This is a genomic window from Halofilum ochraceum (genome assembly GCF_001614315.2).
Classification (GTDB): domain Bacteria; phylum Pseudomonadota; class Gammaproteobacteria; order XJ16; family Halofilaceae; genus Halofilum; species Halofilum ochraceum.
The window spans coordinates 36676-61499 of sequence record NZ_LVEG02000002.1; the positions used below are offsets into that span (position 1 = coordinate 36676).

At 66.5% G+C, this 24824-nt stretch carries 25 protein-coding genes and 1 riboswitch; of the genes, 17 read left to right on the forward strand and 8 right to left on the reverse strand.

Annotated features, from left to right (window positions below; all coding sequences use genetic code 11):
• The first annotated feature begins 150 nt into the window (after positions 1–150).
• The 4 genes from A0W70_RS03490 (at position 151) to A0W70_RS03505 (ending at position 3047) form a co-directional block, all read left to right on the forward strand.
• The gene (locus tag A0W70_RS03490; RefSeq protein ID WP_067560598.1) at positions 151–729 is read left to right on the forward strand and encodes an NnrU family protein; all 579 of its coding nucleotides are present in this window, start codon (positions 151–153) and stop codon (positions 727–729) included.
• Between the two features lie 53 nt (positions 730–782).
• Positions 783–928: riboswitch (cobalamin riboswitch) on the forward strand.
• A 142-nt stretch (positions 929–1070) separates the two neighbouring features.
• The gene (locus A0W70_RS03495) at positions 1071–1469 is read left to right on the forward strand and encodes a hypothetical protein (protein ID WP_067560600.1); all 399 of its coding nucleotides are present in this window, start codon (positions 1071–1073) and stop codon (positions 1467–1469) included.
• A 186-nt stretch (positions 1470–1655) separates the two neighbouring features.
• Positions 1656–2339 carry a YceH family protein gene (locus A0W70_RS03500; protein WP_067560602.1) on the forward strand — a complete coding sequence of 228 codons (684 nt, stop codon included), beginning with the start codon at positions 1656–1658 and terminating at the stop codon, positions 2337–2339.
• 279 nt (positions 2340–2618) lie between these two features.
• Positions 2619–3047, forward strand: coding sequence for a nuclear transport factor 2 family protein (locus A0W70_RS03505; protein ID WP_067560604.1), 429 nt, complete (start codon positions 2619–2621; stop codon positions 3045–3047).
• Positions 3048–3097: 50 nt separating this feature from the next.
• Here the strand turns inward: A0W70_RS03505 and A0W70_RS03510 are convergent, their stop codons facing one another.
• Entirely contained in the window at positions 3098–4276 is a 1179-nt protein-coding gene (locus A0W70_RS03510) for an MFS transporter (protein ID WP_067560606.1), read from the reverse strand.
• Positions 4277–4574: 298 nt separating this feature from the next.
• Between A0W70_RS03510 and A0W70_RS03515 the strand changes: the two genes are divergently transcribed.
• Positions 4575–5438: a M28 family peptidase gene (locus A0W70_RS03515; RefSeq protein WP_067560608.1), complete on the forward strand. Its 864-nt coding sequence runs from the start codon at positions 4575–4577 to the stop codon at positions 5436–5438.
• Between the two features lie 105 nt (positions 5439–5543).
• On the opposite strand, the gene A0W70_RS03520 is transcribed toward A0W70_RS03515, so the two are convergent.
• Together A0W70_RS03520 and A0W70_RS03525 are read right to left on the reverse strand one after the other, a co-directional pair.
• Complete coding sequence (locus A0W70_RS03520; RefSeq protein ID WP_067560609.1) at positions 5544–6326, reverse strand: DUF4412 domain-containing protein; 783 nt, start codon at positions 6324–6326, stop codon at positions 5544–5546.
• 124 nt (positions 6327–6450) lie between these two features.
• Positions 6451–6804, reverse strand: a complete 354-nt coding sequence (locus tag A0W70_RS03525; RefSeq protein WP_067560612.1) for a glutaredoxin family protein — start codon at positions 6802–6804, stop codon at positions 6451–6453.
• Positions 6805–7064: 260 nt separating this feature from the next.
• Here A0W70_RS03525 and A0W70_RS03530 point away from each other — a divergent pair, with 260 nt between their 5' ends.
• Positions 7065–8096 carry a sodium:calcium antiporter gene (locus A0W70_RS03530; RefSeq protein ID WP_139150690.1) on the forward strand — a complete coding sequence of 344 codons (1032 nt, stop codon included), beginning with the start codon at positions 7065–7067 and terminating at the stop codon, positions 8094–8096.
• A 241-nt stretch (positions 8097–8337) separates the two neighbouring features.
• Here the strand turns inward: A0W70_RS03530 and A0W70_RS03535 are convergent, their stop codons facing one another.
• Positions 8338–8712, reverse strand: a complete 375-nt coding sequence (locus tag A0W70_RS03535; protein ID WP_067560614.1) for a group I truncated hemoglobin — start codon at positions 8710–8712, stop codon at positions 8338–8340.
• Positions 8713–8858: 146 nt separating this feature from the next.
• Between A0W70_RS03535 and A0W70_RS03540 the strand changes: the two genes are divergently transcribed.
• Positions 8859–9551, forward strand: a complete 693-nt coding sequence (locus tag A0W70_RS03540; protein WP_067560616.1) for a winged helix-turn-helix transcriptional regulator — start codon at positions 8859–8861, stop codon at positions 9549–9551.
• 9 nt (positions 9552–9560) lie between these two features.
• Here A0W70_RS03540 and A0W70_RS03545 read toward each other — a convergent pair whose 3' ends face one another.
• Positions 9561–10280 (reverse strand): sulfite exporter TauE/SafE family protein, encoded by a 720-nt coding sequence (locus A0W70_RS03545; protein ID WP_083330764.1) that lies wholly within the window; start codon positions 10278–10280, stop codon positions 9561–9563.
• A gap of 52 nt (positions 10281–10332) precedes the next feature.
• Positions 10333–11262 carry an alpha/beta hydrolase gene (locus A0W70_RS03550; RefSeq protein WP_083330765.1) on the reverse strand — a complete coding sequence of 310 codons (930 nt, stop codon included), beginning with the start codon at positions 11260–11262 and terminating at the stop codon, positions 10333–10335.
• A gap of 206 nt (positions 11263–11468) precedes the next feature.
• On the opposite strand from A0W70_RS03550, the gene A0W70_RS03555 reads away from it, so the two are divergent.
• The 8 genes from A0W70_RS03555 (at position 11469) to A0W70_RS03590 (ending at position 21420) form a co-directional block, all read left to right on the forward strand.
• Positions 11469–12458 carry an aldo/keto reductase gene (locus tag A0W70_RS03555; RefSeq protein ID WP_067560619.1) on the forward strand — a complete coding sequence of 330 codons (990 nt, stop codon included), beginning with the start codon at positions 11469–11471 and terminating at the stop codon, positions 12456–12458.
• A gap of 88 nt (positions 12459–12546) precedes the next feature.
• Positions 12547–12933 carry a cupin domain-containing protein gene (locus tag A0W70_RS03560; RefSeq protein ID WP_067560621.1) on the forward strand — a complete coding sequence of 129 codons (387 nt, stop codon included), beginning with the start codon at positions 12547–12549 and terminating at the stop codon, positions 12931–12933.
• 106 nt (positions 12934–13039) lie between these two features.
• Positions 13040–14275 (forward strand): hypothetical protein, encoded by a 1236-nt coding sequence (locus A0W70_RS03565; protein ID WP_139150691.1) that lies wholly within the window; start codon positions 13040–13042, stop codon positions 14273–14275.
• 158 nt (positions 14276–14433) lie between these two features.
• Positions 14434–15201 (forward strand): DUF3581 family protein, encoded by a 768-nt coding sequence (locus A0W70_RS03570; protein ID WP_067560625.1) that lies wholly within the window; start codon positions 14434–14436, stop codon positions 15199–15201.
• 150 nt (positions 15202–15351) lie between these two features.
• Positions 15352–16680 (forward strand): SAM-dependent methyltransferase, encoded by a 1329-nt coding sequence (locus tag A0W70_RS03575; protein WP_067560627.1) that lies wholly within the window; start codon positions 15352–15354, stop codon positions 16678–16680.
• A complete protein-coding gene (locus tag A0W70_RS03580; protein WP_067560629.1) occupies positions 16677–17810 on the forward strand; it encodes an FAD-dependent monooxygenase in 1134 nt (377 codons plus the stop codon). Before A0W70_RS03575 ends, A0W70_RS03580 begins: the two co-directional genes overlap by 4 nt.
• A 507-nt stretch (positions 17811–18317) precedes the next feature.
• Positions 18318–20294, forward strand: a complete 1977-nt coding sequence (locus tag A0W70_RS03585; RefSeq protein ID WP_067560631.1) for a hypothetical protein — start codon at positions 18318–18320, stop codon at positions 20292–20294.
• A 265-nt stretch (positions 20295–20559) separates the two neighbouring features.
• A complete protein-coding gene (locus A0W70_RS03590) occupies positions 20560–21420 on the forward strand; it encodes an alpha/beta fold hydrolase (protein ID WP_067560632.1) in 861 nt (286 codons plus the stop codon).
• A gap of 56 nt (positions 21421–21476) precedes the next feature.
• On the opposite strand, the gene A0W70_RS03595 is transcribed toward A0W70_RS03590, so the two are convergent.
• On the reverse strand, positions 21477–21974 hold the full coding sequence (locus A0W70_RS03595; protein ID WP_067560634.1) for a hypothetical protein: 498 nt from the start codon (positions 21972–21974) through the stop codon (positions 21477–21479).
• A gap of 213 nt (positions 21975–22187) precedes the next feature.
• Between A0W70_RS03595 and A0W70_RS03600 the strand changes: the two genes are divergently transcribed.
• A complete protein-coding gene (locus tag A0W70_RS03600; protein WP_245675803.1) occupies positions 22188–22838 on the forward strand; it encodes a protein-L-isoaspartate(D-aspartate) O-methyltransferase in 651 nt (216 codons plus the stop codon).
• A gap of 225 nt (positions 22839–23063) precedes the next feature.
• Here the strand turns inward: A0W70_RS03600 and A0W70_RS03605 are convergent, their stop codons facing one another.
• Entirely contained in the window at positions 23064–23324 is a 261-nt protein-coding gene (locus tag A0W70_RS03605; RefSeq protein WP_139150692.1) for a hypothetical protein, read from the reverse strand.
• A gap of 173 nt (positions 23325–23497) precedes the next feature.
• Between A0W70_RS03605 and A0W70_RS03610 the strand changes: the two genes are divergently transcribed.
• Entirely contained in the window at positions 23498–24202 is a 705-nt protein-coding gene (locus tag A0W70_RS03610; RefSeq protein ID WP_067560638.1) for a helix-turn-helix transcriptional regulator, read from the forward strand.
• Positions 24203–24824: the final 622 nt, after the last annotated feature.

The window sequence follows — 24824 nt, forward strand, 5'->3', positions numbered from 1 at the left end:
TTATTTTTCGGCCCGGATCGCCGCGCAAGTGCACCGCGTCCATCTCCCCACCAGCTTCGAGCCCCATAGCGATGTACTGCTGTACCATGACACCGCCGGGTCGGCGGGTGACGCCATGGCCCGGCACCGGGAGTCGCGGGAGAGGCGAGTATGCTCGAATTCGTTGTCGGGATCGTCCTGTTCTTTGGTATTCACTCGATCGCGATCGTGGTGCCGGATTGGCGCAACGACATGGTGCGACGCATGGGTGCGGTGCCGTGGAAGGCGATCTACGGTCTGATCTCCATCGTCGGAATTGTGCTGCTGATCAAGGGCTACGGCGATCTCCGCTGGGCCTCGACCGCGCTGTATTCGCCGCCCGGCTGGCTGCGCCACGCAGGCATGCTTTTGCTCCTCCCGGTGTTCCCGCTGCTGCTGGCCACCTACTTGCCGGGGCGAATCAGCGCGCGCGCGAAACACCCCATGCTGCTGGCGGTAAAGATCTGGGCGCTTGCGCACCTGCTGATGAACGGTCGGGCAGTGGACCTCGCGCTTTTCGGAGCGTTCCTTGCCTGGGCGGTGGCGGATCGTATCGCCGCCAAGCGGCGCTCATCGCGGCCGGCGTCAGCGCCGGCCCTGCCTGCGACGGCGGTCAATGACGCGGTGGTGGTCGTGGGCGGCCTCGCGATCTACGTCGCGTTCGTGCTCTGGCTGCATACCTGGCTGATTGGCGTGCCGGTGGTCGCCTGACGCGCTGGGTGGGGGCTGACCGGTCCAGTGCTTTACGCTTGGGTGCTTCCGCTATATATTGAGACCGTCCTGACCGCGCGCCCAGGATATGGGCCGCACGAGGGGAACACCGGTGAGAATCCGGGGCTGTCGCGCAACGGTATGACGGGGATGCAGTCCTCCGTCGAGCCCGAATACCTCGCAGGATCGGCCCGCCTCTGGCGGGGCCGCCCGGAACCTTCGCGTCAAAGGTCCGAGGCCGAGATGCACGCAGGATTCGCCCTCACCGGGCATCACGAATCCCTTCTCCCGTCCTCGCAACGCGTTGGTTCCTCCTTGAGCCGGTTCGATCTGGAGGAGCCATGTCCGAATTCCCGCACACCCGCACGCAATCCGTAACCGATGGCCAGGCGGCGCTGCGGGCCGCTGGTGTGTCCGTGATGCCCGCGTCGACGCCTGCCGGCGACCGTCCCGTCGGCTTCGATGCCGTCGAATCAGGCGATGATCCTGTGACCGACTGGCTGCTGCAGCGCGAAGACCTCGATACGGTCGAATTCAGCGTACTGTTCGCCATCCACAAGCTGCGTGCCAGGCCTCGCACGGCCGGCTGGATCGGGCACGCCGATCTGCGCCGATGCACCGGCCTCGCTCCCGAGGCCCTCGGGCGTGCGCTGACGGTATTGCGTCACCGCGGCCTTATCTGGATGGCCCCGCACCCCGTGAAGACGGGCTGCGCGCGCTATCTCCTTCTCGTGAATTGAAGCGCAGCGGGTGTGGGTCCGGGACTGCAGGGCACGCTTGCTTTGCCGCGCGCTCGCCGAAGCGCGGGGAGTTGTTCACCGCCGAGGGGCATAGGCCAGACGGCCCCCTTCAAGGCGGACGGTGAGCGGCAGGCGATCGAGCGTATACTGACGCAGTTCGGCGGCACGAAAACGGGGGCGGCATTGATGGAACGGGATCTCACTGCGGTCGAAATCCGCGTCCTGGGGTGTCTGCTGGAGAAGGAGGCGACCACGCCGGACCAGTATCCCCTGTCGATCAATGGCCTGGTCACCGCCGCGAACCAGAAGAGCAATCGCGATCCGGTCCTGGCACTCCCCGAGGCCGACGTGCGCGAGGCCGTGACCGGGCTGACCCGACGCGGCCTTGTGCGTCAGCCGTCGTCGTATGGTGGGCGGGTGAGCAAGTTCGAGCATCGTCTCGGGCGCGGCCCGGGCAGCGCCCTGAATGCGCCGCCGGAGCAGCTCGCGGTGCTCGCGCTGTTGTTCCTGCGCGGGCCGCAGACGCCGGGCGAACTGCGCAGCCGTGCGCAGCGTATGGTCACGGTCGAGGGCATTGATGCCGTTGAGTCGACGCTGCAGACCCTGGCGGCGCGCGAAGAAGGCGCGCTGGTGGAGTGCCTGCCGCGCGAGCCAGGCAAGCGCGAAGCGCGCTGGACGCACCGCTTCGGTAGTGATCATGCGGAACCGGCCCCGGAGGCAGCGACCGCTGCCGGCGTCAACGCTGGAGACGATGCGCCGGTGAGGGGCGCGGACCAGGGCGATCTGGAACAGCGCGTCGCCCGGCTCGAGCGCGTCGTCGCCGACCTGTACGACCGCCTCGGCGACGATGGATCCCCGGGATCCGGTTAAAGAACTCCCGGTGTCTGTTGCCGCGCTACGCCGGGATCGTACGTCGACCGCGCACACCCGGTCGCTCCCCTCACTGTCGCCCTGTCGGCGCTCGCGGTGTGGTTTTTTTCCTTTCGTGCCGCCTGATGGGCGGGTCGAGTCAGCGTTCTCCCTGGGTGCCCGTTGCGCGAGTGCAGCCGATAAGCCCGTCCAATGTGGACACTGGCAGACTATACTTGATCGCATGAATGCCGCGGCCGAGACGTGCAAGGCGTCGGTCAGCGATCAAGGGAGCGTTTGATGTCCGCCACCGCACTGACTTCCCGCGAAATCGTCGAGCGCTATATCGACGCGGTCGCCCGGTTCGATTACGCGACCGCCCGCGCCTGCCTCGCCGACGAGGACTTCACGTACGCGGGTCCGATCAGCACGTTCCACTCGGCCGACGCCCTCGTGCAATATCTCCAGCTCGTTACGCCGATCGTGCAGCGGATCGAGATCCAGAAGGGGTTCGAGGCCGGAGAAGACGTCGCCCATTTCCTGGTGGTCGGTACCCAGCTGTCCGAGAAGCTTGCCGTCCACGTCGCCCAGTGGGCGCACGTGCGCGATGGCCGCATCGACCGGCTTGAACTCGTGTTCGATGCGCACTGGTACCGCTCCCTTTTTCCCGGCGAGGAGGACCAGGCGCCCCGCCCGATCACGCACATTCAGGGGCACTGGCAGGGCTGACTCGCGTGCTCCAGGTGGCGCGGCCGGGTGACGTGAAAAACGGGCCTGGGCTACTCGGGTACCGGGTTCCTGGCGAGAAGCGGCCGCCCCGCAAGCAGGCCGACCATGGGGCCCAACGCCAGTGGGACGAGCAGCCAGGCCGGCGGTGCGACATGCTGCAGCCATTCGAGCAGGCTCAGACTCGCGATGGTGATCGCGAAGCCGATGGAGTTCACCAGCGTGAGTGCCGAGCCGACCACCGCGCGGGGCGCGAAATAAGCGGTCAGCGCCGAGAACTGCGGCGAGTCCCCCACGACGGCCACGCCCCACACGAGCAGGAACGCGACAAAGATGGGCGTGGGCGCGTACAGCAACAGCGGCGAGACCAGGCAGCATGTGGTCGACAGGCCGAGCTGGCCGAGCGCGACGCGACCGCCGCCCAGCCTGCGCACCAGCAGACCGCCACCGGCGCAGCCGAGAAAACCGGCGGCGATCACCGCGAAGGCCGTCCCCGACAGCGTGCCACCGGTCATGCCGTGGGCGCCGATCCAGACGGGCACGAATGCCCAAAAGGCGTAGAGTTCCCACATGTGACCGAAATAGCCCAGCGCCGAGGCACGGAAATAACGCTGTCGGAAGGCATCGAGGACGCCGCTGAAGCGAACCGGCGCGCCGCGCGCCAGGTTGGGGCCCTCCGGTACAAGGCGCACGAGCAGCCCGCCGGCCAACGCGGCCAGCGAGGCGCCGGCGATCACCAGGCGCCAGTCCCACGAGGCACCGAGGGCGCGCAGCAGATGGGGCGATGCGGTGCCAAGGACGAGCGCACCGACCAGGAAGCCCAGTGCCCGCCCCAGGCCGCCGCTGTACCATCCGGCGGCAATCTTCATCCCGACCGGGTACACGCCCGCAAGCGAGAAACCGACCACGAAGCGCGCGGCCAGGACCAGCGTGAAATCACCCGGGGCGATGAGCACCGCCGCGTTCGCCGCGGAGCCGGTGGCGGCCGCCGCGAGGAACACGTTGCTCGGGTGGAAACGGTCGGCGATACCACCGATCGCGAACACGAGCGTGCCGATAATGAAACCGAGCTGGACGGCGGTGGTCACCAGCCCCTCGCCGCCGTCCATGTCCCACAGGATCTGCAGCGACTCGATCACGGCATTCGCCGCGAACCAGGTCGACGTCGCGAGCAGCTGGCCGACCACGATGGCCGGGAGTATCCATCGCCGCCTTCGCGTTATCTCTGGCATGTCAGTCTCCCCGGCGCCCTGCGGTCGGCCCACCTGGAAAGTCCCGAATATGCTCGCCGGTCAGGGAAGTCCGGGGCCGCTTTCCATGGCGCTTCGAGGCATTTCGGGTCCCGTAGTTCCAGGGAACGGTAAACGTGGATCCCGGCGACCGTAACCGGATGCCTGCTGCGGGGTATGTAATCCCTCGCCGCGATCCGGCAATCGTATCGACATTTGTCGCCGCGTGACTGACTTCCATGCGTCGCGCGTCCCTGCAAGGATTGGGTGCGCCGGACCATTGTCCGGGGACGGAGGGCCGATGACGCAGCGGGAGGCGACGAGTGCGGAGCTGCGGGCCGATGCAGGGTCGCTGTGCCGCGACATCGGCGAGCGCACGGTCCGCAGTGGCGGCCTGGCCGCGGCCGAGGCATTCCTGTTGCACGCGCTCCAGCCGGGTAATCTCACGGTGCAGCGGCAGGCGTACCGCGCATTCGGCGCGGAGGTCGCCAACCTGGTCGTGGACATTGGCCCGTCGGGGGCCGCGCCGTTGATCGTCGGTGCGCACTACGACACGGTACCGGGCACCGAGGGGGCCGACGACAACGGCAGCGCGGTCTGCGTGCTGCTGGCGCTTGCGCGACGGCTGGCGCAGCGGCCTCCGTCGGGGCCGGTGCGGCTGGTGGCGTTCACGCTCGAGGAGGCACCGGCGTTCGCGACCGGTAATCAGGGCAGCCGGGTGTTCGTGCGTGAGATGGAGCGGGCCGGCGAGCGTCCCCGGGGTGCGATCGTGCTCGAGATGGTCGGCTACACGGCGCCCGAGCAGGCCTACCCCGGCCCGTTGCGTCTGGCCGGTTATCCGTCGAGGGGCGATTTCATCGGCATCGTGAGTAATCGACGCTCGCGCCGCCTGCTACAGGAAACGGCGAGCGGCTTCCGCCGTAATCCCGCGCTGCCCGTGGAGACCCTCACGGTGCCCCTCGACGGCGCGATCCTGCCGGCGGTGCGGCTGAGCGATCACGCCTCGTTCTGGGATGTGCGCTGGCCGGCGGTCATGGTCACGGACACGGCTTTTTTCCGGAACCCGCACTACCACTTGCCCAGCGATCGGATCGAAACCCTGGACTTCGACTTCATGGCGCGGCTGGTGGACAGCCTCGAGTGCGCGGTGAGAGTGCCGGGGTGATGGAGGATTCGCCCGGGGAGCCCGGGCGACCGGACGTTCATACGGAATCCGCCTGGAGCCCCCGGGCGTCACCCCATCGCATCCAGCAAGAATGCGGTCGCGGGGTCAGTTGCCCTGGAGCATGATGTCCTGTTTCTCGTAGCCGTTGGGCACCTGGAATGCCGCCGGATCCACGTTCCCGGTGCTCAGGTCGCTGAGATGCCAGGTGGTCCCGTCACTCGTGATGCGCACGGCGATACCCTCCAGGCCGGGCCCGCCAGGCATGCTCGCACCCAGGCCCTGCATGATGCTGCCGCTCAGTTCGCGCATGCCCTCGTTCATCTTCTCCATAGTCGCCGAGGCACTCGCCGGCATGCCCACTGCGGCGTTGTCGGCCAAGCAGATTTCCGAACTGCTGAACATGACCCCGACGCGGACTACTTCGCATTCGTAGCCATTGACGGTCTCCATCCTGCCGGTCCGTTCAACGCGGGTTTCCATGCCCTTTGAGAGGCCTTTTTGCCCCGCTCCGATACCGGCCTGAGTACCCTTGAGGATCTTCTCGCGCGCTTCCTTCGGCAAGCCGGCAATCTGGTCTTTCAGCGCCTCCATCGACTGCTTCCGTGCATCGGTCATCTGCTGCTGCATCTGTTGTCGCGCTTCCTCCGTAACCTCCGTGTAGGTTTTCTCCCCGTGATCGATCATCGTGAAGGTCTTCGTGGAGATGTCGTAGAGCATCGTCGCCTCTGCGGCACGGTTGTCCAGGCTTACCCCGTCATCGACGATGGAGTAGACCATTCCGGTTTCTCCATCCCGGGATTTGTAGGTGAGCGTCGTGTCGGCCAGCGCAGTGCCGGAGAGCGCAGCCACGCCGAGACCAGCGATCAATGTGATCAGACGGTGTTGCATTGTGGATCTCCCTTCACGGATGGGCGGAACGCCGCATGCATCAGGGGCAAAGATAGCCGTGAACCGGTGCCGATGCCAGTAATGGGAAATCCGGATTGAGCGCGGCGATCCGCTCGTCGCGTGTTCAGTCCGGTACCCCGAACTGCGCCTCCAGATAAGCGATGATGTCCGCCGACTCATAGAGCCAGCGAGTCCCCGCCGATTCATCGATGCGCAGACACGGCACCTGCTGGCGACCGCCGCCGGCGCCGAGTTCGGTGCGCGCTTCCGCGTCGGTGGTGATGTTGCGGCGCTGGATGGGGATATCGAGTCGGGCGAGGGCGATGAACACCCGCATGCAGAACGGGCACGTGGGCCGGTGGTACAGGGTCAGGTGTTGTGCCCTGCGCTCGACCTCGGCCTGCTGCTCCGGTGTTCGCACGGGGACGCCGGCGCGCTCGCGCAGTCCGTCGACCCTTTCTTTCAGTTGTTTGAGCATTACGGTCTTCCGGTCGTTGGTCGGGGCGCCTGCACCACCCTGAATTCTCGCATGGGTGGTTGATTGCGGGTTGAAGTCGGCCGTTGGCAAGCGGCTTCAGACGGGGGCGTGAGTTCCGACCGGTGTCCGGGCCCGGGGTTCCCGCGCGTGATTCCGGGCGTCGCCGTAATCGGGTGTTTCTGCCACCGCCGGTGCGTGCGCCCGCAGGCCTACGGTGACTTGCTATGCTTTTCCGGAACGCTGTCGGAGCGCGGCGCTGGATGATCGATCCCGTGGCTTTCACCCTACCCTGGGCAGTCGTTGTGTTCCTTCTCTGCACGGTTGCGATCGGGGCTGCCGGCACCTGGCTGAGCGGCATCTGCGATCGGCTTGCCGACCGCACGGGTATGGGCGAGGCGTTCACGGGGGCCGTGGTGCTCGGCGCCGTAACCTCGCTCGCGGGGATCACGGTTTCGGTGACGGCGGCGCTCGATGGGCTGCCCTCGCTGGCGCTCTCCAACGCGATCGGCGGGATCGCGGCACAGACCGCGTTCCTCGCGATCGCCGACGTCGCCTACCGCCGCGCGAACCTCGAACATGCGGCCGCATCGGTGCCGAACATGATGCAGGCGTCGCTGCTGATCGTGCTGCTCGCGATGATGCTGACCGGGATGTTGCTGCCGCCTGTCACGATTGCCGGCGTACATCCGCTGACGCCGGCGCTGCTGCTGGTCTACGTGTTCGGGATGCGGATGGTCTACCAGAGCCGCGAGCATCCGATGTGGAAACCGCGCATGACCGGCGCCACGCGGATCGATGAACCGGAGGAGGGGGCTGCCGGGCGACCCATGGGGCGGCTCCTGGCCGAGTTCGCCGCGTCGGCGTCCGTCGTGGTGATCGCGGGAATCCTCGTCACCCGTTCGGGCGAGGCGATCGCGAGTACCACGGGTATCTCCCAAACGGTCGTGGGCGGACTGTTTCTCGCCGTCGCCACGTCGCTGCCCGAGCTTGTGACGTCGGTGGCGGCCGTGCGCCGCGGCGCGCTGACGCTGGCTGTCGGTGGCGTGGTCGGCGGTAATGCCTTCGACACGCTGTTCGCCGCGATCGCGGATACCGCGTATCGCCCCGGATCGCTGTATCACGCCGCCACCGAGCGCGAGGCCTTCCTGATTGCCCTGAGCATCGTCATGACCGCCGTGCTGCTGCTTGGCCTCCTCCGGCGCGAACACCTCGGGATCGGGCGCATCGGTTTCGAGAGTTTCGCAACATTGCTGCTCTATGGCTTTGCTTTATTCGTGATCGCCTGGTTCTAGGCGGGTGGTCTTTGGGGCGGACTTCAGCGCGACCGTTCCGTGCCTTGCAGGCACCGGGCTGAAACCGGGGGCGCTGCGGCGAGCCATCCGGGTTCGGGACGACACCCGGAGTGCCGGGGACGGTATACCGGACCGGTGGAGGCGATCCGGCACACCGTCTCGCGTCCCGTGCTCTCCGTTGTCTGGCCTTTTGTTCTCCCATCCACGAGATGCCTGGCCGCTTGCAGCGGAAGCGGCACGGCTACAGGTGCATGATTTCGCCCTTGATCGAGTAGGCGATGAAAAGCACGTCCTTGCGTGACTGCTCATCGACCTCGTGGGCCTCGAGCGTGTTCATGATGTCGTCCATGGCCGCCATGTATTCCGCCGCGCTGACGTTCATGCCGCGGTGGGTCTCGATCATGTTGCGGCCCTCGTATTGTTCCGGCCCGCCGGTGCCGGCTCCAAGGAAATCGCGGAGATGCCGCTTGGCCTGTCGAAACCGCTCCGGGTCCTCTGCGAGTGGCTCGTAGCGGGACCGGATGACCGGGTTGTTCAGGTGGGCGTCCACGATGTCGTCGACCAGCGCGGCAATGCCGTCGGCGGCGCCCAGTCGCTCGTACAGTGTGGTGCTCATTGTTGCCTCCTCCGTCGGTGCGTCTGCGGTGGTGCCTGGCGGTCGCTTGCGCGAACCTTGACCGCAGAGTAGGCCGCCCCGGGGAGGCACTCCAGTACACGGAATGTACTGGCACGACGGGAATTCGGGGACCTATACTCGCTCGCATGGCGAAAGGGTACGGCCAGTTTTGCCCACTCGCGAAGGCCGCGGAACTGCTCTGCGAGCGCTGGACGATGATCCTCGTGCGCGAGTTGACGGCCGGGAGCCGCCGCTTCAACGATCTGCGGCGCGGCATGCCGCTCGTCTCCCCCACGCTGCTGTCACGCCGCCTGAAACAGCTGGTCGATGCCGGCGTGGTCGAGCATGTGAACGATCACAATGATTCCCCCGCTTATGATCTGACCGCGGCCGGCCGGGAATTGCGCCCGATGGTGGAGTTCATGGGGGCATGGGGACACCGCTGGGTCGGCAGTCGCCTCAACGAGGACGACCTCGATGTCAGCCTGCTGATGTGGGATATCCGCCGCGGCGTCGATGCGACACGATTCCCCGCGCACAGGGTGGTGGTCCAGTTCGAGTTTTCGGATGCGCCGCAGGGCCGTCGCGACTGGTGGCTGGTGTCGGAAAACGGCGAGACGGATCTGTGCATGGAAGATCCCGGTCACGAAGTGGACCTGCTCGTGCGCGGTGACGTCCGCTCGTTGACGGAAGTCTGGCTCTGCCGGACCACGCTGGCCGAGACACGCCGGCAGCGCGGCATCGACGTGATGGGGGATGAGCGCCTGGGCAGACAACTGCCCCTGTGGCTTCAGGGCAGCCCGCTGGCGCGATTGGGGGAGATGGGCCCGTATCACTGAGGCCCGCGCCTACACCAGTGCCTTCGCGATCGCCATGATCCCCGCCAGCGCCGAGATCGCCAGGATGCCCACGCGCAGCCACTGGCGATCCAGGGCTCGGGCGGTGTGGGCGGAGACGAGGAAGCCGACGGCGACGGGCGGCACCAGGGAGAGCCCGAGCAGGAGTCGCGCGGTATCCATGTGCCCGGACCACACGAGCGCGATCAGCGACATCGCGGCGCTCGGTGCGAAACAGGCCGAGATCGTCCCGCGCAGCCGGGTGCCGCGGTAACGCTGGAACGCCAGCGCCAGTGGCGGCCCACCGATGGCGGTTGCGGTGCCCATGAACCCGGACAGTCCGCCGGCAGTAAACAGCAGACGCGGTCCGAGCGCCGGCGGCGGCAGGCCGATACTGAGCGCGACTGCCAGCAGCACCAGCCCGCCGAACAGCAGCCCGAGGGTATCCTCCGGGAGCATGCCCATGAGCAGACCCGCGAGTGCGACCCCGAGGGCCAATCCAGGCAGGACGCGCCTTACAACCGCCACGTCCAGTCCCGCGCGCTCGCGCCAGGCGACCAGCGCCGAGACAAGTAGGCCGATCACGATCATCGGGGCCGGGACCAGGGCCGGGTGGATCAGATAGAGCAGCGGCGCACCGACCAGCGCGACGCCGAACCCGAGCGATCCCTGGATGACGGTCCCACCGAACACGACCACGGCGGCGGCGAGCCATTCGGTGGGCGTGAGCACGATCTCCAAGCTGCTGGTCTCTCCGTCGGGTGAAAAGGGCGCCGTGGCGCTGTCAGCGTCGTTCCGCCGTCGTGCGCTCGATGAAATCCACAATATCGGCTCGCACGGGGGCCAGGAAATCCGTTACCCCGGCGATCGCGCCGATGATCGCTGCATGCCCGGCGGATTCGTAGAAACGCGTCTCCACGCGACCGCCCCGTGCACGGATGGCCTGCGCGAGGTTGCGGGTGTTGCCGGGCCGCACCGTATCGTCGTCGAGGCCGTGGAGCAGGTACAGCGGTGGCGCATCGCCCCGGACGTATTCGATCGGCTGGGATTCCGGAAACCGCTCCGGCGGGCCGAAGATGGCACGCAGGTCCGTCGCCTCGATGGGCAGGAAGTCGTACGGTCCGGCAAGACCGATCATGCCGGCGGGTTGGCGACCGTCGCGGAGCCAGCGCCGGTCCAGGGCCAGCAGCGAGGCGATGTGGGCGCCCGCCGAATGGCCCATGAGGTAGATGGACGCCGGGTCGCCACCGAAACGTTCTATGTGCTCGTGGGTCCACGCAAAGGCCCGGGCGCCGTCCTCGACGAACGCCGGGAAGCGCACCTGCGGGTACAGCCGGTAGTCGGCGACCACGACCACCATGCCCGCCTCGGCCAGGGCGGCCCCGACGAAGGCGTAATCGGCGCGGTCGCCGTCGCTCCAGCGCCCACCGTAGAAGAAGAGAACCACCGGTGCGCCGCCGGCGGGCGTCGCCGCCGGCCGGTAGACATCGAGCTGCTGGCGTTCCTGCGCGCCGTAGGCGATGCCGGATTCGGCCAGCGTGCTCGACACCGGTGCGGTCGCGTTCAGCACATCCAGCGGCGAACACCCGGTCAGGGCCAGCGTTGCGACGAGTGCCAGCGCACGGAGCGCACCAGCCCATGAAGCCTTTCCGGCCCGGCCCCGGAACGGATGCGGCGCCGCCGTGATCGAGGTCAAGTCTTCGCTTTCAGTCATGAGCGGCGGTCGGTCGTGGTCGGGGGTCATGGTCGGGGGTCAAGTCTTTGCTTTTATGATTTCGGGTCCCCGGCACTTCGAGGGTACGCCCATCTTCGGGCTTGGCAGCCGGATTCGCCACGCCTATGGTCGGTAGTATCAACGACTGACCATTCGAGCCGGTGAATACCGGCCGGAGCCCGCCAAACTGGAGGCATGCTCTCGCGATGACCCGCAAGACCCCGCGAATCGACATCCCCGGCCCGCTCGGCTTTGGCGGTGCGCCGCTGGGCGACATGTTCGAGCGCACGGATAACCGGACCGCGCACGCGACACTCGAGGCCGCGTGGGACCAGGGAATCCGGCACTTTGATACGGCTCCACACTACGGCGCCGGCCTGGCCGAGCAGCGTTTTGGTTCGTTCCTGGCGACGAAGCCGCGCGACGAGTATTTCCTTTCGACCAAGGTAGGGCGCCTGCTCGATCCGTCCCCGTCCGGTCCGGAGCCCGATGGCCCCTTCGTGCACGGCCTGTGGTTCCAGCGGCGACTCGACTACGGCGCCGACGCCGCGAAGCGCTGCGTCGAGGACTGTCTGCAGCGGATGGGCGTCGGCCGGCTCGACGTCGTGTACATCCATGATCTGGCCGAGGATGCGCTCGGTGCGGAGTGGACCGAGCACTTCCGGGTGGCGATGCAGGGTGCGGCGAAGGCGCTCACTGAACTGCGCGAGCAGGGCGTGATCCGAGGCTGGGGGCTCGGGGTGAACCGCGTTGAGCCTTGCCTGCGGGCGCTGGATGAGGCCGACCCCGACGTGTTCCTGCTCGCCACCCAATATCACCTGCTGGATACCAGCGGCGCGGAGACGCTGTTCCCGCGCTGTCTGGAGCGCGGCGTCCAGGTAGTCGTGGGGTCGCCGTTCGGCTCCGGGATCCTCGCCGGCGGCGCACACTACAACTATCAGGATGCCAGTCCCGAGGCGATCTGGCAGCGCGACCGCCTGCGTCATGTCTGCGACCGCCACGGCGTCGACCTCAAGGCCGCGGCGTTGCAGTTCAGCGCGGCCCATCCGGCCGTCGCCGCCATCATCCCGGGCGCCAAGCGGCCTGAGCGGATCCCGCAGAACGTGGACCTGATGAAGGCGAAGATCCCGGCGGCTTTCTGGTCGGAGTTGCGCGAGCGCCACCTGCTCCCTGACGGCGCCCACACTCCGGCCTGACCCGCGCCCATGATCTCCGAGCCTATCGTTGGTCGGCGGGGCGGTGTACAAATCATTCGCAGCCCGGCCCGGAACGGTATCGAGAGCCATGACGAACCCGCAGGTCGTCCACAACGATTCGACCCCCGAGTACTATTTTGAAGAGCGCTGCCACATCACCGAGTGGTGGAACAGCACGGATGATGAAGCGACCTCGATCGCGCGGGCCCGCGTCGAACCGGGTATCACCACGCGCCTGCATCGGCTTCGCGGCGTCACCGAGCGTTACGTGATGCTGGAGGGAACGGGGCGCGTGATGGTCGATGGCCGTGCGCCGGAAACGGTGGGGCCGGGCGATGTCGTCGTGATCCCCCCGGACGCGAGTCAGCGGATCACCAACACGGGCGGGGGCGACCTGGTGTTCCTCGCGATCTGTACCCCGCGTTTCCGTCCGGCGATTTATGAAGACCTAGAGGGCGGGGATCCCGCCGCCTGAGTGCTCTGGGCGCCGGCGGTGTGGATCTTCGGCCGGCCGCTCCCCGCGACACCTCCGGACCCGTACAATCGCTCGTGGGATCGTATTTCATCAGGGAGGAATGGAGATGAACGAAACGGATTTCGCGCGCCAGCCGGTACGGCTGCGATATGGGGTTTCGCTGCTGCGCCGCCGACAGACGATCCTCTTTATGCTCGTGTTCTTTGGCCTTCCATTGGCCGCGTTGGCTGCACTGGTCGTGCTGCTGGGACTGCACCTGGAGGAGCCGAGGTCCCTGGCGACGCTGTTGCTCAAGGATCTTCGGGCCGCCCTGGCGGACGACCCGGCTGTCGTTTTCATGCTCTGGCTCCTGCCGCCGACGGTCATCGCGACGGCCGCGGTCCTGCTGGTCCAGCGCAGGGCCTGGCTGCGGGTTGGCCCGGGCGGGATCGAGGGATGGCTGCCCAGGTTCGTGGGGTTCGGGCTGACCGGGCAGACTGTCGGTAGCTGGCAGATCCCCCATGACCGGATCCGCGCCGTGCGACTGTTTGCGCCGCGGCGTAGCGGCGGCCGGGGTCGCCTCGAACGCCGCTTCGTCAAGGCACAGCGAATCCGGGCCAGCCGTATCGAAATCGAGACCGATCGCGAAACCATCCGCCTCAGCCCGTTCCCGTGGTACCGCCCCGATGGCCCGGATCATCGCCTCGCGATGCACGAACTCTCGTCCCTGAGCGGCGCCGATCCGGCATCGTATGTCGAGCGGGCGCCGCTCGTGGAGCATCTGCGGCCCTTGGGTCTGACGATCGAAACGGCGGGCGAGGACGCGACCGATCTGGTGCTGTTCGGTTTCGATCTGTCACGTGACCGCGGGATGGTCGCGCAGCTCGGCCTGCTGTCCGCGGCCGGGCTCTACGCCCTGGTCGATACGTTCTTCCTGCTGCAGTACACGCCGCTGGCGCCGATGCCGTGGGCACCATTCGCGTTGATGCTGATGGTGGCTATTCCGTTGACCCTCTGGCTGGGGCGCCGCGCGCCCGTTACCGAGCGCGTCGTGGTCGGGGCCCTGACGGTTGCCTCCCTCGCGGTCGCAGTCTATCCGGGCCTTCTGCGGTTCAATGCGGCGACCGCTGAACCGCGGGTTGTCGAGTATGCCGCGATGGCGCCGGGGCGGTTCCAGGCCGCGACCGGCGGGTATCCGGATATCGATCTGACCGGCCAGGGCCTGTCCGAGTACTGGGCACAACACGACCGCGGGGCGAGCCATCCCTTTACGCTGCTGCGCGGCGACGCGCACTTCTGGCAGCTGGACCTTGCGCCGCTGTACGAGCGCACACGCGATTACTATCGGGGGCGGGACCAATGACGCCCAGGCGGGCGCGTTCAGTGCCGGCGCATGGTCACGGCCCGCGTTTTTACCCGGACCGGGAAGTGAGAGAATCGCGCTCGCAGGCACCGTCGCGCCGGCCCTTTAGTAACGGCGCCCGCTCCCCGAGCACACGCAACCACCGGATGTCCGAGTCAATGACCGCAATTCCCGCTTTTCTGGACGCGTATTACGCCGCCGGCCCCGATGGCAGCGTGCGCGTCAGCGCCGAGCAGGCCAGCGCCTTCGCCAAGGACGTCGCCGGCGATTACAACCCGCTGCACGATGTCGATGCCCGGCGCTTCTGCGTTCCGGGCGATCTGTTGTGCGCCCTGGTGCTCGGCCGCTACGGCCTGTCCGAGCGGATGACGTTCGCGTTTCGCGACATGGTGCGTGCCGATGAGCCGCTGTATCTTCCCGAGGCCGAAACCGACACCGGATCGATCGCCGTCCGCGATGCCGATGGCGGCGTGTACCTGGAAGTGGAGCGCGCCGGGGCGGTCTGCCGCGATCCCGGGAGCATCGAGCGGTTTATACGGGAGTACGCGGCCTTCTCCGGCAAGACCTTCCCGCACTACATGATCCCGGTGCTCGAGGAGCATGGGGTGATGTTCCATCCGGACCGCCCGCTGGTGATCTACGACAGCATGGGATTCGAACTGGAAACACTCGCGTTCGGTGAGCCCGTAATGGAGCTCTCGGACCGGACGCTCGCGATCGAAGGCAAACGCGGCAGCGTGCAGTTATCGTTTGCGATGCAGGAGGACGGCGAGGCGTTCGGCGCGGGCTGGAAGAAGCTGGTAATCAGCGGCCTGCGCGATTACGACGACGAGCGCATGCGCGCCTTCGTTGAACACTTCCGAGAGCGTAAAGCCGCCTACGAGGCGGAGCGCGATGGCATGCAGCCACGCGGGTACAGCGGCTGATTCAGGGCCCAGGGGCCGAATAAAAGGACGTTTCCCCCTTGAACCCGGCTTCCGATAGCGCGATATTTCGTATCGGCGGATCTGTCAAACGCCGCACAGACACTCCATACGGCATGGCGTTGGCCATGGATGCCATCTGGGGGCGATACGATGGATGACAACACGTCTATCCAGCAGGAGTCGGCCTCGGAGCCGGCGCAGCGGGCGAATCCCCTTTCCCTGCCCACGGGGCACCGCCGTTCCATGAGCGGCCCCCGCGCGCCCGAGCGCTGGGTGGCCGTGCAGTTGCTGAACCTCGCCGGCAGTCCGCCGGTGGCGATCGAACTCTGGAACGGCGAACGGGTTCATCCGGCGGCCGGTGGCACGCCGCGGTTCACGCTGCGTATCGGTGACCGCAAGGCCCTGTACGGCATGCTCAGCAATCCGAATCTCGCGTTCGGCGACCTCTACAGCGCCGGGCGCATCGATGTCGACGGTGACCTCGCGGAATTCCTGACCGAGGTCACGGCCCACGTCGAGCGACAGCAGGCGCGCATGCCGGCATCCGCGCGCTGGCTGGGGCGCGGCCGCGCGACCCCGAAGGCGGCCAGCGAGCGAGCGGCCAAGGGCAACATCCAGCACCACTATGACCTCGGCAACGACTTCTATCGTCTGTGGCTCGACCGGGCGGCGATGCAGTACACCTGTGCCTATTACGAAGAACCCGAGCTGACGCTCGAACAGGCGCAACAGGCGAAACTCGAGCACGTGTGCCGCAAGCTGGCACTCCAGCCTGGCCAACGGGTCGTGGAGCTTGGCTGTGGCTGGGGCGGGCTGGCGCGGTACATGGCCCGCGAATACGGGGTCAGCGTGCGCGCGTTCAACATCTCCCGGGAACAGGTGGAGTATGCCCGTGAGCAGGCGGCCCGTGAGGGCCTCGATGATCGCATCGAGTACGTGCTGGACGATTACCGCAACATCTCCGGCGAGTATGACGCCTTCGTCTCGGTAGGCATGCTCGAGCATGTCGGCACGGACAATTACGCCACGGTGGCGCGGCTGATCCGCAACCACCTCCGCCCGGACGGGCTCGCGCTGATTCACACGATCGGGCGCAACCGGCCGGCGGGGATCAACGCGTGGATCGAGAAGCGCATCTTCCCGGGCGCGTATCCGCCCAGCATCACGCAACTGACCGGACTCGCCGAGGCCGGGCCGCTGTCCGTGCTCGACATCGAGAACCTGCGCCTGCATTACGCGGAGACACTGACGGACTGGCTGGCCCGCTACGAGGACAACATCGACCAGGTCCGCGCGATGTACGACGAACACTTCGCGCGCGCCTGGCGGCTGTATCTCTCGGGCTCGATCGCGGCCTTCCGGGCCGGCACGCTGCAGTTGTTCCAGATGGTGCTCGCGCACCCGGATAACAACGGCATCCCGCGCAACCGCAAGCGCCTTCATACAGCGCCGGCATACCCGGAGGAGCCCGCGGCATGAGCCGGACCCACGACGTCATCATCGTTGGCGGCGGACCGTCCGGGTCGACACTGGCCTGGGCGCTGGAGCGCCGGGGGCTTCGGCCGCTGGTGATGGACAAGGCCGAGTTCCCCCGCGACAAGACCTGCGCCGGCTGGGTGACGCCGGCGGTCATGTCCGAACTCGAGGTGGATCTCGAGGATTTCGCGAAGCACTGCGTACTCCAGCCGATCCACAACTTCCGCATTGGGATGATGGGGCAGCGCGCGGTCCACAATCATCACGGCGACAGCCCCGTCAGTTACGGCATCCTCCGCCGACAGTTCGACAACTACCTGCTGCAGCGCACGGGCGCGGACAAGGCGCTGGGCGTGAAGTTCGAGTCTCTGGAGCGTGATGCGGACGGCCTGTGGTGCGTCAACGGCGAATATCGCGCGCCGCTGGTCGTCGGCGCCGGCGGGCACTTCTGCCCGATCGCCGCACGCCTGGGTGAGGGCCCCGGCAAGAACGAGACGGCGATCACCGCCAAGGAAGTCGAGTTCGAGATGAACGCCGAGCAGGCGGCGCACTGCAAGGTGCGGGAAGATACCCCGGAGCTGTGGTTCTGCCGCGACCTCAAGGGCTACGCCTGGGTCTTCCGCAAGGGCGACTATCTCAATATCGGCCTCGGCCGCGAAGGTAATCATCGCCTGAAAGAGCATCTGCAGGCATTCGTTGACGAGATGCAGGCCGAGGGCCGCCTGCCGTCGGATATGCCCGGCCGCTTCAAGGGCCACGCCTATCTTCTCTACGGTCGGGCCGAGCGCCCGTTGATCGACGATGGGCTGATGCTGATCGGCGATGCGGCCGGTCTGGCATATGACCAGAGCGGCGAAGGCATCCGGCCCGGGGTCGAATCGGCGCTGATCGCGGCCGAGGTCATCGCCGATGTCGCGGATTACGGGAAAGACGATCTCAGCCCGTACGTGCAGCGGATCAATGAACGCTTTGGTGTGCGGGCGTCCGAGGCGAAGGACTCGGGTATCGTCCTGCCCGACTGGGCCAAACTCAAGGCGGCTCCACCCCTGATGCGCTCGCACTGGTTCACCCGTCGGGTCGTCACCGAACGCTGGTTCCTGCACCAGCAGGTGCCGCCGCTGCGCGCGAGCTGAGGGGCGGCGGCCCCCGTGCCGCAGCCTACTTCCTGCACGACTCCTCAACGCGCTGTCTGGGTCTGACCAGATTCTCCCTGGTGTCTGACAGACGAACGACCAGCCATCCGGATATCCGATCCCGGGATAGAGCGCTTCGATCAGATCGGGATTGGTCGTCGCCACCCTGTTCTCCGCATTCGATCCGCCGGAATCGGTCTGTCAGTCAGACTTCCTGAGCCACGTTTGACGGGTGAGTGGTCTTAGGCGTTGGCGTGCGCGCTTGATGTCGTGGCCCTTCGAACTCGAGCCTGCTACCCGAATACCCGCATTCCCGGCTCCAGAATCCGCCACTGATATCCCGTCCTTAGCCCATATGGGCGAAGAGAGGACATTGGCAATCGCTTATAACGGACATGCAAGAAGAAGCTCGCGCGCCGAATCCGGGGGTACTGCGCGGACAAGGGTTCGGAGAGGTCGGCGCTGACGCCGGCGGGATAATGGATCGATAACAGGGTAGAGAGTGCGATGAAAAAACGATTCCAATCGAAGATCAGGGCGCTTGTCGCGGGCGGGGGCAGCGTGCTCCTCGTGGCCTGCGGCGGCGGTGGCAGCGGTGGCGGGAGTGGCACCGAAACGGGGACGGAAACCAGCACGACCTCGACGCTTTCCGGCAATGTCGAACTCGTTGATGGAACGGCCGATGTGCGTTCGTGGGACGAGCGCCTGCTGGCTTTCTTTGTGGCGGACGTCCATGCCGCCCTGGGTGGGCTGATCGACGCGCCTGACGGTACGGCGGTCCGGCTGATCCGCATCGACCAGGACGGCAACGAAGTCGATCAGCTCGACACGAGCACGACGACGGACGGGCGTTTCGAATTCGAGATCGACAGCGATATCGGTACCGGCGGCGATCTCATCATCGAGGCCGGTTCAGCCTCTGACCCCGTCCGCGCGCCAGCGGGTGGCGAGGACATTCGCGTCAATCCGATCAGTTCCATGATCGTAAACCGCGTGCTGGCCCGCGTGCAGGGCGGTGCCGCCTTCAGCGATTTCCGGGCCGTGGATCTGGCAAACCTGATCGCCATCATCGTGGAGGAGCTGGAGGCCAATCCAGCCACGATCACTGGGGCCAGCAACGCGGACTTCACCACGAACGCGGACGCGGAGGCGGGTGACGACGCCGACGAACTCATCGCATCGGTCGAGGGCGAGAACGCGGTTGCCGATAACTTCATCGGCACCAAGAATCTGGCCGTGCTCGACGTCCTGCTCGAGGCCTTCGGCGAAACCGCCGGTTTCGCGGCGGTCAACCAGACCCTGAGCGCGGACATCACCAGCAGTCTGCGGCTCGATGGTTCGGGGCAGACATCCGAGGAGTCCCGCAGCGAACGCGGCTGGTCGTTCGATGGCGGTGGCGGTGTTTCGAGTACGCAGTCGCAGACAACGGCTACCGAGACCCTGCCGGAGGATGCGGGCTTCTCACTGACGGTGGGCAAAGATGGCCGTCTGACGGCCGCGAACGGAGGCATCCGCGGGGCCGTATCCAGCGACGGTGATCTGTTCGCCATGACCGAGACACGCACGGAACTGAATGGCAATGGCGCGTCTTTCGGTCTTTTCACTGGTGCGTCCAGCTGGGCACCAGGTGATGTGACCGAAACGTTCAACTACGTAAAATTGACCGGTTATATCGATCTGGGCTCCGACCAGGTTGGCTTCCTGAACACCCTGACGGGTGACGCCGATCTTGCCTGCATTGGCGGTTCGTGCGATCTCACGCTGGATCGGTTTGGTGCGGGTGGTGCGCTGCGGAAGTTCTTTTCCCAGGTGGGTCCCGGGACAACGCTTTCGACCGATTCGACCGCCGTTCAGAATTTCAACGGTTTCTCGCTGGCCGGTGTATTGGCTCTGAATGGCTTCGATCTTGGGAGCACCGGTCGGATTGGCGGCTCGGTGGATGTGTCCGGTAAAGACTACCGCACGCGCGGTTTCGTTGCCCCCGATGCCCGGATGATGGCGCTGCAGGTCAGTTCGGAGGATGTCGGTGTTTTCGCCGAGGAGCTGTTCATCGCCTTGCCGCAGGGACAGTCCTGTGACCAGGCTACGCTCGACGGAACGTACAACACGGTCTGGCTGACCGCAGTCATGTCCGGTGCGGCCCCGGAGCAGATCGCGGTCGAGAACGAGGCGTTCAGTGTCGATGTCGACGGTGCAGCAGGCACCATTGGCATTCCTGCTGCCAGCTTCCGCGAAGCCGTGCTCACGTTCGACGGCACCAATAGCAATCTGAGCCGGGATGTGATCGAAGATACGAGCGCTTCCGTCGGTTACGGTGTGGCCACCGACTGCAAGCTTGAAATCGCCGACCAACCCGGTGATGTGGCACTTGGTGCCGTCAGCCCGGATGGCGAGGTGTTCGTGATCGCGACCTACACCCAGGAAGGATCGGACGAGACCTTCCAGTCCATCGCGATCGGCATGCGGCGTCCTGCCCAGCAGTAGACATTCGCTACAGCGTGAACGCGGGCCGCGATCCTCCGGGATCGCGGCCTTTTTTATGGTGCATCCCCGGGCAAATCGGTGCACGAATGCTGCCGCTGGCGCGGACGGGTGGATGCTGCAGCCGCGGGGACGCCGTTTCGGTGCGGTTGCGGACATCCTCTCCGGGGAGCGGTTTGACGCGATCCGTCCCCTCGGGTCGAATAGCCGCTATCCGAACGATGGCGCACGTGCAGCAAGCAGGGGAACAGCCAGGGATGCCCGGAAGATGAGCACAGCAGGCAGCGATGAGTTGATCTACCGCTGCGATGGCCGCCGGGTCGGCTGGTGCGAGTTCGGTGACCCGCGCGGTTGGCCGTTGGTCTACTGCCACGGCACGCCGGGATCGCGCCTCGAAGGCGCGTTGTTCGCGCGGGCCGCGGCGGCGCGTGGCATCCGCATCATTGCAGTGGACCGGCCCGGCTATGGCGATACGGCACCGCTGCCGGAGCGCGCGCTGGGCGATGAGGTCGGCGATATCGAGGCGCTCCTCGATAACCTGGGCGTGTCGCGGTTCGATGTGCTCGGTTTCTCCGGCGGCGGTCCGTATGCGATGGCCTGCGGCGCGCGCCAGCCGGAGCGTGTCCGGCGCCTGGGCCTGATCAGCAGCGTGGCACCGTTCAATCGGGTCGGAAAGGAGGGCATGGCCGACGGTTACCGCCAGTTATGGGAATTGGCCGAGTCGGATTTGCCCGCTTTCGAGGAGACTTTCGAAGCTGCGATCGCGGCGTCAGGCGACGGCTACGAGCTTTTGCTGGGCGGGGCTTCGGATTCGGATCGCGAGATCCTCCAGTCGAACGACGTCGTCGACCCGTACCGGCGAAACCTCAGGGAGGCCATGCGCGCGGGCCTGGCGGGCATGTTCGGGGATGTCCGCGCCCTTGTCGCGCCCTGGTTCTTCGACGTCACGGAAGTGCGGGCGCCGACGTTCATCTGGCACGGGGCGTGTGATGCCAATGCGCCCGTCGATATGGGCCGCTGGCTGGAGCGGAACCTGCCCGTGGCCCGCTTGATCGAGTGGCCCGGAGCGGCCCATTTCGAAGTATTCCGGCGACCGGGCGAGGTGCTGGACGGCTACACGACACCCTGAAGGGCACGTTGTGGTCGCTCGCGGGTCCCTGCGTGCTCGATGCCCGGATCAGCCCATCAATGCAGGCGCCGGCCGGCCGGCTTTCCGGGCCCGATGCCATCGCCGGAAACCGATTCGCTGCCGCCGGTCTGCTCGCGCAACGGTGCGCCCGGGCAATGGGGGGCGAGCAGGGATGCGTAATGCAACAGCGTCATGACCGCGTGCGGTTCGACCATGTCGTGCGCGATCGCCTCGGCTTCGGCGAGCGCACCGGCCGTGGCCCGGGCATGGAGGCGGATGAATGCGGCTTCGTCCGCCCCCAGACAGGGGCACGACGGTACATGGAACCGGATCTCCCGCCGCGCGTGCAGACCGATCGTCTCCATCAGCGTGCGGAACTGCGGGATCACCGTCCGGCATCGCCGCCATCCGACCAGTTGGGCCAGATCGTCTTCCACCGCGGCCCCGAAATCGTGTTCTTCCTGGAGTGCGGAAGCCGCGTTCCGGAACGCGGCGACGAGGCGGCGCGCCCGCGGATCGAGTTCGGTCATCCAGCCTACGGCATCGCCGGACATCGCAGTGTCCCCTGCGTCGAAACTGCGCTCAATCTACTATGAATGCGAGTCATTCGCAATTAGGGAAAATCCGGGTCAGCTCCGGTCAGCCGGCGGCAACGCCACCCGTCTGCAGCGACCGGGATGCCGCGCTATGATATCCGCCAGAGGCTGATGATCGTGCGCGGCCCATTGCCAACGGGTCGCCTTGCGCCGTGAAGCGGAGTCCCTGCCGTGGATGCCCGCGACGAGATGATCGAAACGATCGTGGCGGAAACCCGGGCGACCGGCCGGCAAACCGGCCGGACCCGGCTGAATCCGCGCGTCCTCGAAGCGCTCGGCGCCGTCCCGCGCGACGCCTTCGTGCCCGATGATCTGGCGGATCGGGCGTACGATAATCGGCCCCTCCCCATCGGCGGCGGGCAGACCATTTCGCAGCCGTTCATAGTCGCCCTGATGACCGACCTGCTCGATCCCGAGCCCGGTGACCGGATCCTCGAAGTCGGTACGGGGTGTGGCTACCAGGCCGCCGTGCTCGCCCAACTGGTGGCCCAGGTCTACTCGATCGAATACCTGCCCGAGCTCGCGCGCATGGCCGAGGCCACGCTCACGTGGCTCGGTTACGCGAACATCCATCTGCGCACGGGCAATGGCCGCGAAGGCTGGCTCGAGGCCGCGCCTTTTGACGGGATCATCGTCACCGCGGGGTCCACCGATGTGCCGCCGGCGCTGGTCGAGCAGCTTGCGCCCGGCGGGTGCATGGTGATCCCGGTCGGCAGTGGGCGCATGGGCCAGGAACTGCTCCGGATCACGAAGTCCGCGGACGGGCGCGTGGAACGCCAGGCCGTGCTCCCGGTCGCCTTCGTGCCGTTGCAGCACGGGTGATCGTTGACGCGGCTGCCGTGAAGGTCTCCGGCATGCCGGTCTGGAGGAGGTGCGGCGGATTTTCTGGCATGCTTTGCGCATGGACTCCGCGAAACGGCCCTAGGCCGCGTGGATTTGCGGTGCGGGCCCTTTGCGGGGGACCGACCGCCCGAAGGGCGGTAAGGAATGCAGCCGATGCGATCATCCAGAAGTGGTGATCTCGATGCCTTTTCGGACCTGGTAGAGTCAGTGTACGAATCGGCGACGGAACTGGGGCACTGGCGGATATTCCTGGCTGGGTTGGCACGCACGCTCGATGCCAAATCGGGCATATTCCGCGTGATCAATGAGCGCGGTCCGCCGATCCGCTCCAACGTCCATTACAACCTCGATCCCGACCTCCAGCAGGCGCACGGTGAGTACCTCGTCCACAGGGACGTCTATCTGCACTTTCTCCGCGACAAGCCCGCAGGCTTCATCGTGCCCGGCGAAGCGTTCGTCGATCATCGGCGACTGCGTCGGAGGGAATTCTTCGCCGACTATCTGGCACCGCAGGACACCCATCATGTCCGTGGTGGTCTCGCCATGCGGGACCACGAGTTCACGATCAAGTTCGGCCTCCAGCGCGATCGCGCCGCTGGACCTTCTCTGAACACGAGGCCGCGTACATCCGGCGTTTCGTGCTGCACATCCAGCGCGCCGCGCGTATGGGCCATCTGCTCGATTTGGCGGATCAGCAGCAGGCGACGGCCGAAGGAGCGCTGGAATCGCTTGGCGTCGGCGTGGTGCTGCTCGACGAGCAGCAACAGGTCCTGCACGCCAATCCCAAGGCCGAGTCCGTCTTGGCGTGCCGTTGTGGATTGACCCAGTCCGAGGGGCGCCTGGCGCCAGTCCAGGCGGAAGATCGGGCCCGGCTGCGCGATCTGCTCGCATTGGTGCATGCAAGGGCCGGCACGAGCTGCCCGCCCGTCCCCGAGGCCATGCCCCTGACGCCCGGCGACCGCCAGCCACGAGTGCTCGTGGTCGCCACGCCGGTACCGCCGCACCGATCGGTTTTTCATGGTCCGTGGCCGCGCGCGACCGCCGCGGTCTTTATCAGTAACCTCAACGATGCCGGTGTCCTCAATCACGAGGTGCTCGTGATGCTGTACGGGCTGACGGCCTCGGAAGCCCATCTCGCCTGTGCGCTGTCACGCGGACATGATCTGGCGGCGCTCAGCCGGGAGTGGGGCGTAAGGCGCGAGACGCTGCGGACCCATCTCAAACGCGCCTTGCACAAGACGGGCACGCACCCCCAGGCGGATCTCGTCCGTTTGCTGGCCGGCTCGCCATGGAAGCTTGCGCATGCGGTCACAGCGTCCGCATCGGCAGGGCCGTCGGAGTGACGGTCACGCGGGCACTCACCCATTTTGGGGATGCCGTGGACGGGCGCACGCCCTACGGTTCCGGGCGTCCCGGTTGTTCATGGTCAGTCGGGCTGAGGGGGCTTCCGGGTCACCCTGTCAGTCTGCCGCGATGACCACCCGCAGCCCGGTCCCACCGGGGCAGTATCCTTGAGCGGCCCAACGGGCCGCTCTATTTTTTCCCTCATTCCGTGCCGCGCCTCGCATCCCTGTCCCGAAAAAGGAGGACGGCGTCGCGGCGAAGCCAGTCGGAACCACAGCAAACGGGAGCCGCGCGGGTGCTTCGAGGACCTGACCGGCGACCGGGCGCAAGAACCACTACGCAAAGGCCATGCCGCTAACCCATGCCACGGTGGTCCATCCGTCCAGGGCGAGCGCGAAGCGCAGCAGTTTCATAGTGATCTCTCCTTCAGCTTATGCCTTCCCGCGATAGCCGATGCCAGGAGTGGCCTTCAGCGGCAGATGCACATCACGGCGGCAGGTTCTGGCCGTGAAAGAGGGGGTTCTCGACGCTGCAGGTCGGATAGCCCAGCTTGGTGTGGAGCGCGGTAGACAGAAGCTCCAGTATCGCGGTATTTTTCGTTTTAGAAAATTCTGCTACATT